Genomic DNA, 16,164 nt, shown 5'->3' with positions numbered 1-16,164 from the left:
ATAGCCGTGAAATGGGGATGCGTCGGTAGTTGAATATGGTTAGTGTGAGGAAATAGTGTCAGCTACGCTGGCTACGGTAGACCCGAAACCGCCGATTATCAGCAAGCGTTTCAAAGCTGCCAAAAGCCTCGGTGAGAAGGTCCGGATAAGGCAAGAACACATTGGCGACGATGATGAGACGCCCACGGTTAGCAAGATGCTTGGGCGCTTGGCGAATCAAGCGTTGGCTGGGCCCATAGCTTACGTCTCGCTCTTGATGAAACGGCGGGTTACTAATAATAAAATCGTAGGTTTCACTTTCCAATGCGCTATATACATCGCTTTGCAAAGCGTGCCCATTAACCTGATTAGCCTCTAGCGTGCGATGCGCTGCCTCTACAGCAAAAGCGCTGACATCCACGGCGGTTACCGCATGGCCACGTTTGGCAAGCCAAGCGCTAATAATGCCATCGCCACAGCCCATATCGAGAATACGTTGAGGCGCTTTAGGCAGCTCTTTTTCCAGGCTGTCCAATAGTAGCAGCGTGCCTTCATCTACCTTGCCATGACCAAAAACGCCGGGATGACTAACCAGCGTTAAGCCCAAAGCATCAAAGCGCTGCCAAGCGTCTTCCAGGGTATTCTCAAGCGCGATGGTGCGTGTGGCAAAGAGTGAACAGCGCCGCGCGTTATCGCGCTTGTCACACATCATCCCCCGCTCTGCGAGTACGTTAGGCACGCGTTTCACGCCGCCACTGTGCTCACCGATAATTTCAATGGCCGTGCCCGTGGGTAGCACGCTGCATAGCCACTCAAGCCACCAAATGCCTAGCTGATGCGCTTTAGGCCAGAACAACACTATCTCGCCGTGGGTAACGGCATTTTCAGGCAGCGCGAAGGGGCTATAGACCTGCTTGCCTACCGCTTGCCACTCGCTTAGCACACCAAGATCACCGCTGATAACGCCTGCGGATTGCGCGATTAACCAAGCATCAACCGGTGGCGCTACGACCATAAGTGCCGTGTAGTCATCCTGTTGACGTTCCAGCAGTTGGCAGGCAGGTGATTGGGCACTCATTGGGAAGTCTCCGGTTTAATCAACGTGTAGAGTAAATAACGACCCAGCCGCCAGTGCGGGTCTTGTTGGCAGTACTTCTTTTCGAGCGCCAGCAGCGTTTCACGCTCTTTATCGCTGGCGGGAGGCAGGCGTAGGTAGTCCTGAAATACACGGATACCCGCAACGCTTGCCACTTCAAGACTGTTTTCCGCCCCCCATGCCACCATCTCAGCGTGGGTGACCGGCGAAATAGGCGTTAAGCGCTGCCGCTTGCCCATGCCTTCCAAACGATCACTTAGCGCCTTTTCCAAATTGCCTTTCACCGCGTTGGAAAAGCGCAGTGCATCGCGGTTAAACACCATCAGGCTCAACTGCCCGCCGGGCGCGAGCAGGCTTGCCAGGCTTGCCATCGCTGAGCGCGGGTCGCCCAACCACTCAAGCACCGCATGGCAGGTAATCAACGGCCAGGGGCCAGGAGCTTGCTGGCCTAAATCCTGAAGCGGGGCATGCACGTAGGTCATCGCCTCGCCAGACAGCCGCTTAGCTTCACTGTGCCAATGTTTGGCATACGTAAGCATATCCAGCGAGGGCTCGGCCATGGTGACCGGGTGCTGGCGTTCGGCAAACCACGCCGCCTGCTGGCCTAACCCGCCGCCGACATCCAGTACGGGCTGCTGAGTTAGTTCAAGCATTTGCGGCAGCAAGTAATCCAGCATCGCCAAGCGCAGCTCGCCGCGAGGCGCTTGGTAAAGCGAGCGTGAAAACTTGTCGACCAGACCGTCAAAGTAGCGGTCTCCAGCGTCGTTTAATTCATAGGTTGGATGCATGCATAAGGCCAAGCGGCATAGTAAAGCCGCGTAGTTTACCCTGCCTAAGAGCGGAACGCTTGCAGCGGTAATTGATGCTGCCAGGCATCGTACCGTTCCAATGCCGCAGCTAGCTGTAAGAGCTGTTTATCTTCACCAAACCGCCCGACTATTTGCACGCCTACCGGTAGGCCATTGGCGGCCATATGCAAAGGCACTGACATGGCGGGCTGGCCGGTCAGATTGGCTAATTGGGTGAACGGCGTGCGGCCAAGGGCGTCCACCGCCAGCCTCTTTAATAAGCCAGCCTTTAGCGCCAGCGATGATGCCCCGGGAATGGCCAGCACAGACATTAAGCGTTCACGTGCCGCAGATGGATAGAGCTCGCCAATTTCAGGGGCGGTATCTGCGGTGACCGGCATCACCAGCGCATCAAAGCGTTGATGAAAACGGCTCATCTGTTCAGCGGCCACGTGCCAATGGCGTTTCGCCAGCTCGTAATCCTGTGCTAATAGTTTGCTTCCTAATCGGCCGATGGCACGTGTAGAGGGTTCAATCGCCAAGCGATGAGTGGGCACACCGGTTTGCTGGCTAATCCAGCGAAGGTCCGCCGCCAAGTGGCCAAGGTAAAGCGTCAGGTAGCTATCTGCCAGGGCTTCACCATCCACCGGCGGATCGCACCACTCCATCTCATGGCCCATTTCCGTTAGCGCGGCGGCGGCTTTATTAACCGCTGTTTTTACTTCCGAGCTTAACTGCGTGCCCAAGCCACGGCTTAAAGGCTCGCCCAGCGATACAGCAATACGTAATCGCTTAGGCGAGGACGCTAATGCCGTTACGAAGCCGGTTTCAGCGCGCACTGGGTACGGGCCGGAAGGTGCCATACCGTTCACCTTCTCCAACAGCGCCGCACTATCTCGTACGCTACGCGTCAACGCGTGCTCAATGACTGCACCCTGCCACACCTCCCCATGGCTTGGGTCAAGCGGCATCCGCCCACGCGTAGGTTTAAAGCCAAAAAGCCCACAGTAGCTGGCAGGAATACGGATGGAGCCACCACCGTCCCCGGCCAACGCCAACGGCACAATTCCGCTAGCCACTGCCACGGCTGCACCGCCGCTGGAGCCACCGGGTGAATACCCCTTCCGCCACGGGTTAACAGGGTGCGGAAAGGCTTTAGGCTCGGTAATTCCCATCAATCCCAATTCAGGCGTGGCTGTTTGCCCAATAACGACCAAACCCGCAGCTTTTGCGCGCTGGATAATCGGCGAATCCTCTTTAGGGCGCCACTGAGTTAACGCAGCACATCCGGAGGCCAAGGGTTCACCGGCCAACCCCATCAACAGATCTTTACTTAAGGTGGGCACTCCACCAAAGAGCGCGTCATCGGCGATCTCCTCGCTCTCACGCCGGGCTTTCTCAAATCGCGTTCTAACGACCGCTTTTAGGGCAGGATTTAGTGCTTCAATCGCCTTAAAGGCAGCCTCCAGAACGTCTGCGCGGCTCACCTCCCGGCGGCGGATCAGTTCGGCAAGGCCGGTGGCATCATATTGCTGGTACTCGTGGGACTGCATTACGTTCGCCTATTATGCTTTTCTCTACATCCTAGCAGAGGCCGTCTGCTTAATTTTTCTTAACTATATGTTTTCGCCGACTCTTCTACTGAGCCTTAAGGCGTATTGCCTTTAAACCCAAAACTCACTATGTTGGAGCCAATTGGGAACGTTCCCATTTTACTGTTTAATGGATAGCCAACATGCCCCCTGCCTCTGTGCGCGCCACACTTATTGAAGTCGCTAAACTGGCGGGCACGTCTAAAACCAGCGTATCGCGCTTTTTCGGCCCGGAGCGCGAACGGCTAACGCCCAGCCTTCAAGCGCGCATTGCCAACGCCGCCACGACGCTGGGCTACCAGCCTAATTTAATGGCACGCGGTCTCAAGGGAGGCGGCTCGCGCCTACTGGGCGTACTGGTGGCCGATATCCGCAATCCGTTCTCAGTGGCAGTTGTCCACGGCATAGAGCAAGCGGCTCGGACTCACGGTTATTCATTAATCGTCTGCAATACCGATAACGACCCAGAACGAGAACAGCAGCACCTGCGCCTGCTGACGTCGTATCAGGTAGAAGGCTTGATGATTAATGCTACCGGGCAGCCTGAAGCTCAGTTACAGGCACTCATGCATAGCGGTGTCCCCCTCGTGCTACTTGACCGCGAAGTTCACCAACTTGACGTTGATGTGATCGGGCTTGATAACGCGCTAGCGATTGATATGGCACTGAATCATCTCGTGCAACAAGGGTATCGCTCCCTTCTCTATGTCAGTGAGTCGCCTGCACATGCCAGTACCCGCCAGGAACGGCTACAGCGCTTTAACCAGCAAGCAGAGAGCTTAGGGATCAAAAGTCAGACGCTAATACTGGACAATGCAGCACCTCACATTGAAACGTTAGCCAACTTTAACCAGCACACTGCCTCATCACCAGGCGCTGTTTTATGCGCTAACGGTAACGTCACGCTCGCTATGACACGCAGTTTTCAACAGCTGGGCATCCCTTTGGGCCCTACCGGTTTAATGGGCATTGACGAACTGGATTGGTGTGAGCTGATAACGCCAGGCATCACCACCCTGGCCCAGCCTACCGATGATATCGGCCATGCTGCCGTCAGTTGCCTGCTCAACCAGCTCGGCTCAGCACAGGCATCGCCCGTACGCTACCGCCATGCGCCACGTTTACAGATCCGCGGCAGTACAACGCTTTAGCCAAATCCTTAACACCCTTAAAAAGAGAATATCCTGATGGCAAATACAACGTCCTCCTCCCCACGGATACTGACCTTTGGCGAAGCCATGGCCATGCTGGTGGCGAATACACCGGGTGATCTAGCAGAAGTCGAAAGCTTTCATCGCCGTTTAGCAGGCGCCGACAATAATGTCGCTATCGGCCTTTCGCGCCTGGGTTTTCACGTTGGCTGGTTGAGCCGAGTGGGCACCGACAGCCAGGGCAGGTTTATTCAGCAGTCTTTAAAAGCTGAAGGAGTTGACGACCGGTATATTCATCTTGATGAACACCACCCCACCGGGCTGATGTTCAAAGAGCGCGCAGAAAACGGTGCCGACCCACGGGTTGAGTACTTCAGGCGCGGAAGTGCCGCCAGCCACTTAAGCATTGAAGATGCCGCTTCCATCGATTTTCAGTCGCTCACTCATCTGCATGCTACCGGCATTACCCCCGCGCTTTCTAAAAGCGCCCTGGAATTAACCCGCCACTTGATGCAGCAGGCACGCCAAAGCGGCGCCAGCATTTCCTTCGACCCCAATTTACGCCCATCACTTTGGCCCAGCGAAGCTGTCATGCGTGATACCTTAAATGAGCTGGCTAGTCTTGCTGACTGGGTGCTACCGGGACTTTCCGAAGGGCGGCTTTTGACCGGCTGCGAATCGCCCGAAGCGATTGCCGACTTCTACCTTGAGCGCGGTGCCAAGGCCGTTATCATCAAGCTGGGGCCAGAGGGCAGCTATTATCGCGGCACGCTGGGAGGCTCTTTGGAAAGCATCAACGTGCCCGGCCAGCCGGTCGCCAACGTTGTTGATACCGTGGGGGCTGGCGATGGCTTCGCGGTCGGTGCGATCAGCGCACTGCTGGATGGCCTAACTGCTCGTGATGCGCTTAAACGTGGCAATCTGGTAGGCGCCCAGGCCGTACAAGTCGTCGGCGATATGGAAGGTTTGCCCACCAGGGACAAGCTGGAACAACTTGAGCATTAAGGCCACATGTAACGATCACAACACGAGGAGATAGCATGAAAAAAAGTATCATTGTGACAGGACGACTTGGCGATCCACTAAAAGAAACGCTAGCGCAACACTTTGAGCTTATTGAGCACTCAGGGCCACTTGATCCCACTCAGCAAGGCGTGCTCGACATGCTATCGAAGGCACACGGCATTATCGGCTCAGGACTGCCCATTACACCTGAATTACTGGATGCGGCGCCCGCGCTTGAAGTTATTTCGACAATTTCGGTGGGTTACGACAGCATCCCCGTGGATGAGTTAACCAAGCGTGGCATTCTGCTGTGCAACACGCCTGATGTGCTCACTGAAACGACCGCTGATACCGGTTTTGCGCTGGTGATGGCCTCAGCACGCCGGGTAACAGAGCTTGCCGAATGGGTAAAAGCGGGCAACTGGAAAGCTAGCCTTGGCCCTGATCACTTTGGTAACGACGTACACGGAAAAACGCTGGGCATGATAGGTTTTGGACGCATCGGCCAAGCGGTTGCCCGGCGCGGTGCACTTGGCTTTGGCATGTCGATTCTCTACTCCAACGCGTCTCCCAAACCTGAACGCGAAGCAGAGCTAGGAGCCAAGCGCTGTGAGCTTAACGAACTATTGGAAAAAGCAGACTTTGTCTGTGTGACCGTCCCGCTAACCGCAGAGACCAAGCACCTAATCGGTGCCGACGAGTTTGCACGCATGAAGTCCTCAGGTATTTTCATCAACATTGCTCGCGGTAAAGTCGTCGATGAATCAGCGCTAATTGACGCACTTGAGAAAGGCACCATTAAAGCAGCGGGTCTGGATGTCTTCGAGCAGGAACCGCTGCCAGCCACCTCCCCTCTACTTAACATGACCAACGTCGTTGCCCTGCCCCATATTGGGTCCGCAACACATGAGACTCGCCAGGCAATGGCTCAGCGCGCCGTGGATAATATTCGCTTGGCCCTACAGGGCAAGCCCCCCATTAACCTGGTTAACGAGGACGTACGCCAATGAGTCCTGCTATGCCCAGAGTAACGCCCAGCGCAACGACCGCCGCTTACTGCCTACTGTTTGACAGCGATGGCACGCTGGTAGACAGCGAAGTACTCCTTGCAGAGGTAATGGGCGACATTCTTCCGGAGTTCGGCCTACCGTTCTCTGCGCGTCAGTATATGGAAGAGTTTCGTGGAGTACGCTTTCACACGATAGTCAATACGTTAGAAGCGCGCTTTCAGCCCCTCACAGAAGACCAGGCGGCGACGCTTGAAGCCGGTATGCGGACACGCATGGAAGCCCGCATGCGGGCAGAGCTTGAACCCATCGCTGGCATTCCAGATGCGCTTGATCAATTAAGCAGCTACGCCAAAGCCGTGGTATCTAACGGCCCCGAGCGCAAGATCCGCTGTGCCATGGAAAGCACTGGTTTAGGCCACCATTTTAAAGGGAATTTATTCAGTGCTTATACCCTGAATGTCTGGAAACCCGACCCCGAGCTTTACCGCAAGGCGGCGGCGGCAATGGGCTACGCGCCCGAGCAGTGCATTGTGATCGACGATGCGGCCGTAGGCGTAGAAGCCGGGTTGGCTGCAGGTATGCACGTTATCCATATTAACCACTTTCCTGATGAAGAGAGCACGCCCGAAGGCGCCGTTAGCATTCAGCATGCCAATGAATTGCCTAGCGTGATTGCCCGTTTAGTCGCTTAGATAATTACCGACACACGAGTGCACCGACAAAAAGAACCCCACGGCTGCTTAAGCAGTGAGGTTCTTTGAGGTCCCGATTCAGGGTGGGCTACTTTTCAGCACGCTTCAGATAGCTATTTAATCCATCAACTGGCGTACCGCAAGCTCAATACCGCGCAGTTCGGCAAGCCCGCGCATACGGCCATAAAGCGGGTAGCCCGGCGCGGTTTTACGCTGTTGGTCGTCAAGAATATGATGGCCATGATCAGGGCGTAACGGCAAGCGCGCCCCGCCCTCCTTTTCACGGCGACGCTCTTCTTCGACCAGTGCCTGGATAACGCCGACCATATCAACGTTACCTTCCAGGTGAGGTGCTTCGTGGAACGAACGTGGGTCCGCCTCGCGCTTTGTGGCACGCAGGTGGATAAAGTGAATATGCGGGGCAAAGTGGCGAGCCATGGCAACCAGGTCGTTGTCTTCACGAACACCATAAGAGCCGGTGCAAAACGTTAGGCCATTGGCCGGGCTGGGCACATGATCCACCACCCACTGTGCATCCTCATGAGTTGACACCACTCGCGGCAAGCCCAGAAGCGACCGGGGTGGGTCATCCGGGTGGATCGCCATACGAATGCCGACTTCTTCAGCCACCGGAATAATCGCCTGTAAAAAGCAGCCAAGATTTTCGCGCAGCTTTTGCGCATCAATCTCGGCATACTCCGCCAGTACATCCCGAAACTGTTCCAGCGTATAGTGCTCTTCCGCCCCAGGCAGCCCGGCGATCAGTGTCGTCACCAGCTTGTCGCGGGCGGTCTGATCAAGCGTCTCAAGGTAGCGTTGGGCCATACTCTTATCCGCTTCGCTATACTCAGCCTCGGCCCCTGGCCGCTTAAGAATATAGAGATCAAACGCCGCAAACGCGGTGTGATCAAAGCGCAGCGCCAGCGCACCATCCGGCAGTGCATGGACGAGATCGGTTCGCGTCCAGTCGAGCACCGGCATAAAGTTGTAACAAACGGTGTCGATACCGCAAGCTGCCAAATTACGTAGCGTTTGGCAGTACGTAGCAATCAACGCATCGCGCTCGGGCAGGCCCTGCTTTATCGCTTCATGGACCGGCACACTTTCAACCACCGACCAGCGAAGCCCGGCGGTCTCAATCAGGTTCTTGCGCGCTTGAATAGCCTCGACCGGCCACACTTGGTGATTAGGTATTTCATGCAGTGCCGTCACAATGCCGGTCGCACCGGCCTGGCGAATTTCTTCAAGACGTATCGCATCGTTAGGGCCGAACCAGCGCCAGGTATGCTCCATAAATAACTCCCTATCCTTCGATGCCTAGCGCTGCTAACGCGGCATTTAACCCATCTTGCGTTAAGGCGCGATAGGCCGCTACTACGTCGTCGACAAACGGCTGATGTGTTGCCAACGCGGGCGGTACCACTTCGTCCATGGCTAAAAATGCGTTTACCAACGCGACCGGCTGGCCACCGTGAGTCTGATGTAGCTCAGCAAACTGCTTTGCCATGGGATCATCAACGGTATAAAGCTTGCCGTTTAGCTCTTGGCCATCGGTATAACGAATCCACCCAGCCATTCCTAATGCAGTGCAAGGCGATGCCTGACCCACTTGAATACGCTCAAGAGCGCCGCTCAGCCAGCGCTGGGGCAGCTTCTGGCTGCCGTCCATGGCGATCTGCTGCAAACGGTGGCGCAAGCTGTCATTGGTAAAGCGTGAAAGTAGCGAATCAGCGTACGCCGCAAGGTCAGTGCCTTCGGGCATATTAAGCGTCGGTGCGGCTTCTTCCAGCATGTAGCGGCGCAGCAGCGCGCGCAGTGCCGGTTGGTTGATGCCGTCATACACCGTTTCAACACCTTCCAAAGCACCCAGATAGGCCAGCAGAGAATGGCTACCGTTCAACATTCGCAGCTTCATGGTTTCAAACGGGGCAACATCGGCGACCATTTCTACGCCGTCGGCCTCCCAGCTTGGCCGCCCGGTGGGGAAGTTGTCCTCTACCACCCACTGCGAGAATGCCTCACCCACCACGGCATTAGGATCAGCAACGCCCAAGGTAGCTAAGCGCTCAAAGTCAGCGTCGGTCATCGCTGGCACAATGCGGTCGACCATGGAGCTTGGAAACGCCACTTCCGCATCAATCCACTCGGCAAGTTCAGCACTACGCTGCTGGGCAAGCTTAACCACGGCTTTACGAGTACGCTGACCGTTGTGTGGCATGTTATCGCACGAAAGCACGGTAAACGGTGCCACGCCCGCGGCGTGCCGCCGAGCCAGCGCTTCAACCAGTAAGCCAGGAGCGGTCCGCGGCTCGCCAGGTGAGGCGATATCGCCCGCTACCATGGGGTCATCCAGGCGCAGCTCACCGCTGGCCGGGTTCAGGAAATACCCTTTTTCCGTCACGGTCAGCGTGACAATACGCGTCGCTGGCGCCGCCAGCCGCTCAAGCAGCGCGTCTCTATCCCGCCCCCAGTTGCCCGACGCATCGCGGCCGGAAAACAGCGTTTCTTCAATCACGCCGATCTCGCGTAGCGTCAGCGTCTGGCTGTCGGCATATTCCGCCACCTGATAGTGGTAACCCGCCTTGCGCAGGCTATCTACCAGGTCAACACTCGAGCGTAAATTGGCGCTACATACGCCCCACTCGCCATCGCCTGTGCGCTGGCGATAGCGCTCAAGATAAACCGCTTGGTGAGCACGGTGAAACGCGCCCAAGCCAAGATGGACAATGCTGATATGGCCGGATGGCGGCGCTGCATTAATACGTTTCATGGACATGCCTAGTTACTCCCCATCAGCAGATTAGGCAGCCAGAGTGAAATAGCCGGTACGTAGGTCACCAGCATCAGTACTGCCAGGTTGCATAGCAGGAAAGGGACAATCGCTCGCGCTACCGAAAGCATGGGCAGCTTACCGATGCCAGCGACGACAAACAGACACACCCCGACCGGCGGCGTGGTCAGGCCAATCATCAGGTTAAGCACGGCAATGACGGCAAAGTGCACTGGGTCCACACCCACACCGGTGGCCACGCCTACGAGGGCCGGGAATAGAATGATCAGCGCGGCGATGGTTTCCATGAAGGCGCCGACAAACAGCAGGATCAGGTTGAGAATCAGCAGCACGATCAGCGGGTTTTCACTGATGGAAAGAATCAGCGTGGCGATCATCTGAGGAATCTGCTCGCTGGTCAGAATCCAGCCGAACAGGTTAGCCAGGCCCACCATCAACAAAAGCGCTGACGAGGTCAAAACGGTATCGACCAGAATGCCCGGCAGTTTGCGCCAAGTAAGCCCCTTGTAGACATACATGCCTACCACCAGGGCGTAAAGACTGGCCACAATCGAGGCTTCGGTGGGCGTAAAGAAGCCGCCAATGATGCCGTACAGAATAATCACAGTCATCAACAGCGCCCAGAAGGCTGTTTTCGCTTCGCGCAGAAGCTGCAGGACCGGCACGCGCTTCTCCTTGGGGTAGCCGCGACGAACAGCCAGAATGTACACCGTGACCATCATGGCCAGACCCATTAAAAGGCCAGGCACCGCACCAGCCAAAAACATCCGGCCTACGGAGATACCACTTAATGAGCCTGCAATAATCATCGGCACGCTGGGTGGAATAATCGGCCCTATGGTTGACGAGGCGGCCGTCACCGCGGCGGCAAAGGGCTTGTCATAGCCCGAGCGCGCCATGCCCGGAATCATCACCGAGCCGATACTCGCGGAGTCCGCCACAGCGGTACCGGAAATACCGCCAAAAATCATCGAGCCGCCTACGTTGGCAAGGCCTAGCCCGCCGCGAATATGGCCAAGCAGCGCATTGGAGAAGCGCACGATATGTTCGGTGATATTGCCCACGTTCATCAGATTACCGGCCAGCACAAACCCCGGAATACATAGCAGAACGAAGGTGTCGATACCCGCGTACATACGCTGGGGTACGATGGTGAGCGAAATGCCCTCCAGCAATAGATACGATACAGAGGCGATACCAAGCGCAAACGCAATGGGCATACCCACCACGAGAAGTATCAGAAAAACACTAAACAGAATAATAACTTCCATGCTTACGACTCCTGTTTACGGGTGGCAGAGGGACGACACATTGCGATAATTCCCTCAAGACACCCCAGCACGCTATAAGCCAGGAGTAGCGCAAAGGTGACTACCGTTGAGAAAAAGATATACAGCATGGGAATCCGCAGCGTTGGCGAGGTCTGCCAGGTACCGTTCTGGGCATACTGCCAGGCATAGGGCAGCACCAGAAACGCAAATACCCCAATCATCAAGCAGATCAGCGCCTGAAACGCGGCTTTCACGCGTGGGCCAAGCATATGATGGAACAGCTCGACACTGATATTGCGGTGCTGGCGCATCACCACGCCGACCGAGAGCGCCACCATGTAGATAAACAGGTAGCGCGAGAGCTCTTCTGTCCAGGCAATGGAGAACGGCAGAAATAGCCGAGAACTCACCTGCAACAGCACCGTGCCCGCAATAGCGACCAGTGCAAGCACAGCCAGGGTTAGAAAACAGGTATCCACCCAGTCAATCAAGCGCCCAATAGGACCTTGCAGCCTGGGTACTACCGACATCGAATCCAAACTCTCCAACGCTTCTTGCTCAAGCGCTTTTTGATCCGAGCTCATAAACGTATCCTCATGGGATAAACCACTCTTGCAGATAGACGATGGGCTGGCGCACGACCAGCCCATCGTCATTACTTACCGACTTACAGGCCTTGAATGGCGTCGAAAATCTCACGCTGTTCAGGGGTCAATGCTTCTAGTACCGCTGGACGGGCCGCTTCAGCGAAGGCATCAACATCCACCTCAACGAACTCCATGCCCCGCTCTTGCAGTGCCTGTTCAAGACGCGTTTGGTCTTCGATAAACAGCTCTGACTCATACGCTTGCATGGTCGCTGCTGCATCACGTACCACCTGCTGAAGATCTTCAGGCATGTTTTCCAACTGGTTACGGCCAATCACAACGTAGATCCAGCTGCGCACATGACCGGTCATGTTGACGTAGTCCTGCACCTCGTTGAAGCTGGCGCTTTCGATCAGGCTAAGCGGGTTTTCCTGACCTTCCAGAGTGTTCTGCTGAAGTGCGGTGAACACTTCACTGAACGCCATGGGCGTTGGGCGTGCGCCCATTGCCTGCCAGGTATCCACGAAAAGCGGCACGTTAGGTACGCGCAGGCGTAAGTCGTTTAAGTCCTCTGGCGTGCGGATCGGACGGTTGGAGGTCAGCTCGCGAGGGCCACGCTCAAACCAGGCCAAGGGCACCAAGTTGGTACGCTCTGTGATCTGCTCTTCAATCTCGGTGCCGATCTCACCATTAACGGCTGCGTGCAGATGCTCGGAGTCGCGGAAGGCATAAGGCACGGCCATCATGGCCGCCTTGGGCGCCCAGTTTTGCAGGCTCTCGCCGGTAATCGTCATGTCCGCTGTGCCCAGCTGAATGCTGTTGATCACATCCATTTCACTACCCAACTGCTCGCTGGGGTAAAGGCGAACTTCAATACGGCCGTCAGAGTTGGCTTCTACTTCTTCCTTGAACTTCTCGGCCGCCTGGTGCCAGATATTCTGCTCGTTGGCCAAGTGGCCAAAGCGTAGCGTGTAGTCGGCGGCCAGCGCGGATTGCGCACTGAGAAGAACCGTTCCAAGTACCGCACTGGTTAATAGCTTCTTGATCATTTTTATCGCTCCTGCACTTTGCATTGTTGATTGTTAGTGCGCGTAGTTAATGTGAATGGTTAATGTGAATGGGCGTCGTTAAGCACTGACTTGAATCAGCACTTTACGAGCTTCTTCAGGACGGTGGTCAAGCATATCGATAGCACCCGGCATATCGCTCAGCGGTAACCGATGGCTAACCAACGCCAACGGGTCCAGCTTGCCACTTGCCATTAACGCTAGCACCTCCGGAAACTTACGATTATTAAGCCGTGAGCCGACCAGCGTCAGCTCTTTTTTGATCACTTCAAGCTGCACCAGATCGCTTGGCTGAACGCTGAACCCGAGCAGACCAATACGGCCCGCGGGCGATGCCAGCCGCAGCATCTGGGGAAGCAACGCCGGCACACATGCAGCGTCGGCAATCAGCGGTACGCCTTCACCCTGGGTTAGAGCCAGCACCTCTTTTTCGACATCCTGCTCACGGCTGTTGAGAACGTGCGTGGCGCCCAGCGCTTTAGCGGCCTCCAAGCGCTCATTGATAACATCGGTGACGATGATCTCTTCAATGCCCAAGGCCCGGGCCATCTGCAGGATCGTCATGCCGATCACGCCTGCGCCCAAAATCAGCAGCCGATCACCGGGGTGCGGCTGCATGCGGTCCAGCACGTTGGCGGCAATGGTGTAGGGCTCTACCAGGGCAGCGGCGTCCAGGCTGATATGCTCCGGCAGCTTGTGAACATTCGCTGCGGGCACCGCCACGAACTCTTCAAAACCGCCGTTACGGTGTACACCAATGACTTCAAGGGCGCCGCACACGTTGGGGCGGCCAATACGGCAGGGGTAGCAGGTGCCGCAACTAATAACCGGGTCAACGCAAACGCGATCACCCACCGAAACATCAGCTACGCCTTCGCCAACCGCGTCAATAACGCCCGCAAATTCGTGGCCCGTGATACGCGGAAAGCGCACAAAGGCGTTATCGCCGTGGATAATATGCATGTCCGAACCGCAGATACCGGCAAACGCTACGCGCACCCGTACTTCGCCTGCGGCGGCGGTGGGTACTTCAACATCGGCGACCTGGTAGTCATGGGGCGCCTTGACCTGAAATGCTTTCATGGATGCAAAACTCCTTACCCGTTCGTTAGGTCACCAATGCCAAAGAGTGCCGTCTTCCAACCGGTTAACCGGCAGGCTGGCACGCTTATAGGGATATTGCTTGGCAAGCTCTTCGTCGATATCCACGCCATGCCCAGGCGTTTCGCCCACGATAAAGTGGCCATCCTCAAAACGGTAATCGTGAGGAAACACCTCGTCAGTCGCGCTGGTATGCGGCATGTACTCCTGAATACCAAAGTTAGGCACCCAGGTATCAAAGTGAATAGCTGACCCCAAGCACACCGGAGAAAGATCGGTCGGCCCGTGGAAACCGGTACGCACGTGGTAAAGACCCGCTAAATCAGCAATACGGCGCACGTGAGTGATGCCACCAGCGTGAGTCAGCGTGGCACGAATATAGTCGATCCACTGGTTTTCGATCAGCGCTTTGGCATCATGAATACTATTGAATACCTCACCTACCGCTAGCGGTGTGGTGGTGTGCTGACGTATAAGACCAAACGCCTCCTGGTTTTCAGCCGGTACGCAGTCCTCAAGCCAGAAAAGATGATAAGGCTCAACTTCCTTGCCCAAGCGGGCTGCTTCAATGGGCGTTAGGCGGTGGTGAACATCGTGCAGAATATGCAGATCATCACCAAAGCGCTCGCGTACGGCAGCAAACAGTTTGGGCACATGGTTCAAGTACTTGCTGGTACTCCATACGTGCTCGGCGGGTAAATCGGCATCCGCAGGCTCGTAGGGTTCGCCGTCTTTTTTGGCAACGCCATAAATACTTGCGATGCCTGGCACACCAGCCTGCACGCGCACGGCTTTATAGCCTTCGTCTACATGGCGGGCGACCTCTTCAAGGCACGAATCGATATCGCGCCCGGTGGCGTGGCCATACACCATCACGCGGTCGCGGCTCTTGCCGCCCAGCAGTTGGTAAAGCGGCATACCCGCGAGTTTCGCTTTGATATCCCAAAGGGCCATGTCGACAGCGGCAATCGCGCTCATGGTAACCGGGCCACGGCGCCAGTAAGCACCACGATACAAGTAGTGCCAAATGTCTTCGATGCGCTGAGGATCACGGCCAATCAAGGCCGGGATTACATGCTCATCCAAATAGGCGACCACGGCCATTTCCCGACCGTTTAGCGTGGCATCTCCGATACCGTAGGTCCCCTGGTCGGTAACGATTTTCAAGGTAACGAAATTGCGCCCCGGCGAGGTGACAATGGTATAGGCGTGTTCGATTTTCATGGGGTTGCCTCCTCAATGAGGGATACCGTTTCCTGAGTATCGAACATCTCGGGAAACCGCTGTACTAAATCGGGAAGTGAAACAAAAATTTCACGCAAATGGCGCCGCATGGATTGCTCGGCAAGCGCTACGTCGCGGGCTTCAATCGCCGCCATAATATCGGCGTGCTGTTCAATCAAACGGGCAATCGGTGTGGTGTCAGGAACACTTAAGTAGCGTACACGGTCCAGTTGCGCCCTCACCTCTTTGATAACCTTCCAGGCGGCCTGTTGGCCAACGCCCAGCGACAGCGTTTTGTGAAAATGCTCATCAAGACGGTAGAAACGAATGGTGTCGTGCGGCTCAATACAGCGGCGCTGGCGCTCCAGCAAGTCGTGTAACTCGGTGAGCACTTCGTCGGGAAGCCCTTTGACCGTTGCCTGACGCACTACCGCTACCTCAACCGCCTCACGTACAAAGCGCGCTTCAAGCACTGCTCGCTGAGATATTCTGACCACATAAGTACCACGCTGTGGCCGGACTTCGACGAGCCCTGTTTCAGAAAGACGGATAAAGGCCTCGCGCACCGGCTGACGGCTGACCGAAAAAGCGTCCGCCACTTCTTTTTCAGATAGCGCTCGGCCAGGTTCCAACACCATTTGAATAATCGACTGGCGCAGTACCTGGTAAAGACGCTGACGCACCGACTCGGTCTCCGACGTCTCCTGCCATAGCGCTTGTAGCGTAGTGTTTGTATCACTCATCTGCCGCCGCCTGGGTAAAGGGGCATGACGCCCTTATCTGATACAACTAGTATGGTAGTATGGCGAG

Annotated in this window: 15 protein-coding genes; 4 read left to right on the top strand and 11 right to left on the bottom strand. The window is 56.0% G+C overall.

Annotated features, from left to right (window positions below):
- Nucleotides 1–58: 58 nt before the first annotated feature.
- The 3 genes from INT20_RS00425 to INT20_RS00415 are packed head-to-tail and all read right to left on the bottom strand — an operon-like array spanning nt 59 to nt 3,416.
- Nucleotides 59–1,057, bottom strand: coding sequence for a methyltransferase (locus INT20_RS00425; protein ID WP_192526281.1), 999 nt, complete (start codon nt 1,055–1,057; stop codon nt 59–61).
- Nucleotides 1,054–1,863, bottom strand: a complete 810-nt coding sequence (locus tag INT20_RS00420; RefSeq protein WP_192526280.1) for a methyltransferase domain-containing protein — start codon at nt 1,861–1,863, stop codon at nt 1,054–1,056. The genes INT20_RS00425 and INT20_RS00420 overlap by 4 nt, the downstream gene beginning before the upstream one ends.
- 44 nt (nt 1,864–1,907) lie before the next feature.
- Nucleotides 1,908–3,416, bottom strand: a complete 1,509-nt coding sequence (locus INT20_RS00415) for an amidase (protein ID WP_193056263.1) — start codon at nt 3,414–3,416, stop codon at nt 1,908–1,910.
- 182 nt (nt 3,417–3,598) lie between these two features.
- Here INT20_RS00415 and INT20_RS00410 point away from each other — a divergent pair, with 182 nt between their 5' ends.
- Genes INT20_RS00410 through INT20_RS00395 form a run of 4 tightly spaced genes read left to right on the top strand, consistent with a single transcriptional unit; the run spans nt 3,599 to nt 7,313 of the window.
- Nucleotides 3,599–4,606 (top strand): LacI family DNA-binding transcriptional regulator, encoded by a 1,008-nt coding sequence (locus INT20_RS00410; protein WP_193056262.1) that lies wholly within the window; start codon nt 3,599–3,601, stop codon nt 4,604–4,606.
- Between the two features lie 36 nt (nt 4,607–4,642).
- Nucleotides 4,643–5,611 carry a sugar kinase gene (locus tag INT20_RS00405; RefSeq protein ID WP_193056261.1) on the top strand — a complete coding sequence of 323 codons (969 nt, stop codon included), beginning with the start codon at nt 4,643–4,645 and terminating at the stop codon, nt 5,609–5,611.
- A 35-nt stretch (nt 5,612–5,646) separates the two neighbouring features.
- Nucleotides 5,647–6,621, top strand: a complete 975-nt coding sequence (locus INT20_RS00400; RefSeq protein ID WP_193056260.1) for a 2-hydroxyacid dehydrogenase — start codon at nt 5,647–5,649, stop codon at nt 6,619–6,621.
- Nucleotides 6,618–7,313, top strand: a complete 696-nt coding sequence (locus INT20_RS00395) for an HAD family hydrolase (RefSeq protein WP_226911979.1) — start codon at nt 6,618–6,620, stop codon at nt 7,311–7,313. Before INT20_RS00400 ends, INT20_RS00395 begins: the two co-directional genes overlap by 4 nt.
- Before the next feature lie 117 nt (nt 7,314–7,430).
- Here INT20_RS00395 and uxuA read toward each other — a convergent pair whose 3' ends face one another.
- The 8 genes from uxuA to INT20_RS00355 all read right to left on the bottom strand — a co-directional run bounded on the left by uxuA (nt 7,431) and on the right by INT20_RS00355 (nt 16,097).
- Nucleotides 7,431–8,606: a mannonate dehydratase gene (gene uxuA, locus INT20_RS00390; RefSeq protein WP_193053856.1), complete on the bottom strand. Its 1,176-nt coding sequence runs from the start codon at nt 8,604–8,606 to the stop codon at nt 7,431–7,433.
- 10 nt (nt 8,607–8,616) lie between these two features.
- Nucleotides 8,617–10,089 carry a mannitol dehydrogenase family protein gene (locus tag INT20_RS00385; RefSeq protein WP_193053857.1) on the bottom strand — a complete coding sequence of 491 codons (1,473 nt, stop codon included), beginning with the start codon at nt 10,087–10,089 and terminating at the stop codon, nt 8,617–8,619.
- A gap of 2 nt (nt 10,090–10,091) precedes the next feature.
- Entirely contained in the window at nt 10,092–11,375 is a 1,284-nt protein-coding gene (locus INT20_RS00380; protein WP_192526273.1) for a TRAP transporter large permease, read from the bottom strand.
- A gap of 2 nt (nt 11,376–11,377) precedes the next feature.
- Complete coding sequence (locus INT20_RS00375) at nt 11,378–11,959, bottom strand: TRAP transporter small permease (protein WP_193053858.1); 582 nt, start codon at nt 11,957–11,959, stop codon at nt 11,378–11,380.
- Between the two features lie 83 nt (nt 11,960–12,042).
- A complete protein-coding gene (locus tag INT20_RS00370) occupies nt 12,043–13,011 on the bottom strand; it encodes a TRAP transporter substrate-binding protein (protein WP_193056259.1) in 969 nt (322 codons plus the stop codon).
- Nucleotides 13,012–13,089: 78 nt separating this feature from the next.
- Nucleotides 13,090–14,112 carry a Zn-dependent oxidoreductase gene (locus INT20_RS00365; protein ID WP_193053860.1) on the bottom strand — a complete coding sequence of 341 codons (1,023 nt, stop codon included), beginning with the start codon at nt 14,110–14,112 and terminating at the stop codon, nt 13,090–13,092.
- 30 nt (nt 14,113–14,142) lie between these two features.
- Entirely contained in the window at nt 14,143–15,354 is a 1,212-nt protein-coding gene (gene manD / locus INT20_RS00360) for a D-mannonate dehydratase ManD (protein WP_192526269.1), read from the bottom strand.
- On the bottom strand, nt 15,351–16,097 hold the full coding sequence (locus INT20_RS00355) for a GntR family transcriptional regulator (RefSeq protein ID WP_193056258.1): 747 nt from the start codon (nt 16,095–16,097) through the stop codon (nt 15,351–15,353). The genes manD and INT20_RS00355 overlap by 4 nt, the downstream gene beginning before the upstream one ends.
- Between the last annotated feature and the right edge of the window lie 67 nt (nt 16,098–16,164).

The sequence above is a fragment of the Halomonas citrativorans genome, assembly GCF_014898005.1.
GTDB lineage: Bacteria > Pseudomonadota > Gammaproteobacteria > Pseudomonadales > Halomonadaceae > Vreelandella > Vreelandella citrativorans.
Note: the sequence above shows the minus strand (reverse complement) of the source record. Positions and strands in the feature narration are given on the sequence as shown.

What these genes read in the sequence shown, in the direction of transcription:
- INT20_RS00425 (WP_192526281.1), bottom strand. Translation starts at nt 1,057, where the DNA reads ATGAGTGCCCAATCACCTGCCTGCCAACTGCTGGAACGTCAACAGGAT.
- INT20_RS00420 (WP_192526280.1), bottom strand. Translation starts at nt 1,863, where the DNA reads ATGCATCCAACCTATGAATTAAACGACGCTGGAGACCGCTACTTTGAC.
- INT20_RS00415 (WP_193056263.1), bottom strand. Translation starts at nt 3,416, where the DNA reads ATGCAGTCCCACGAGTACCAGCAATATGATGCCACCGGCCTTGCCGAA.
- INT20_RS00410 (WP_193056262.1), top strand. Translation starts at nt 3,599, where the DNA reads ATGCCCCCTGCCTCTGTGCGCGCCACACTTATTGAAGTCGCTAAACTG.
- INT20_RS00405 (WP_193056261.1), top strand. Translation starts at nt 4,643, where the DNA reads ATGGCAAATACAACGTCCTCCTCCCCACGGATACTGACCTTTGGCGAA.
- INT20_RS00400 (WP_193056260.1), top strand. Translation starts at nt 5,647, where the DNA reads ATGAAAAAAAGTATCATTGTGACAGGACGACTTGGCGATCCACTAAAA.
- INT20_RS00395 (WP_226911979.1), top strand. Translation starts at nt 6,618, where the DNA reads ATGAGTCCTGCTATGCCCAGAGTAACGCCCAGCGCAACGACCGCCGCT.
- uxuA (WP_193053856.1), bottom strand. Translation starts at nt 8,606, where the DNA reads ATGGAGCATACCTGGCGCTGGTTCGGCCCTAACGATGCGATACGTCTT.
- INT20_RS00385 (WP_193053857.1), bottom strand. Translation starts at nt 10,089, where the DNA reads ATGTCCATGAAACGTATTAATGCAGCGCCGCCATCCGGCCATATCAGC.
- INT20_RS00380 (WP_192526273.1), bottom strand. Translation starts at nt 11,375, where the DNA reads ATGGAAGTTATTATTCTGTTTAGTGTTTTTCTGATACTTCTCGTGGTG.
- INT20_RS00375 (WP_193053858.1), bottom strand. Translation starts at nt 11,959, where the DNA reads ATGAGCTCGGATCAAAAAGCGCTTGAGCAAGAAGCGTTGGAGAGTTTG.
- INT20_RS00370 (WP_193056259.1), bottom strand. Translation starts at nt 13,011, where the DNA reads ATGATCAAGAAGCTATTAACCAGTGCGGTACTTGGAACGGTTCTTCTC.
- INT20_RS00365 (WP_193053860.1), bottom strand. Translation starts at nt 14,112, where the DNA reads ATGAAAGCATTTCAGGTCAAGGCGCCCCATGACTACCAGGTCGCCGAT.
- manD (WP_192526269.1), bottom strand. Translation starts at nt 15,354, where the DNA reads ATGAAAATCGAACACGCCTATACCATTGTCACCTCGCCGGGGCGCAAT.
- INT20_RS00355 (WP_193056258.1), bottom strand. Translation starts at nt 16,097, where the DNA reads ATGAGTGATACAAACACTACGCTACAAGCGCTATGGCAGGAGACGTCG.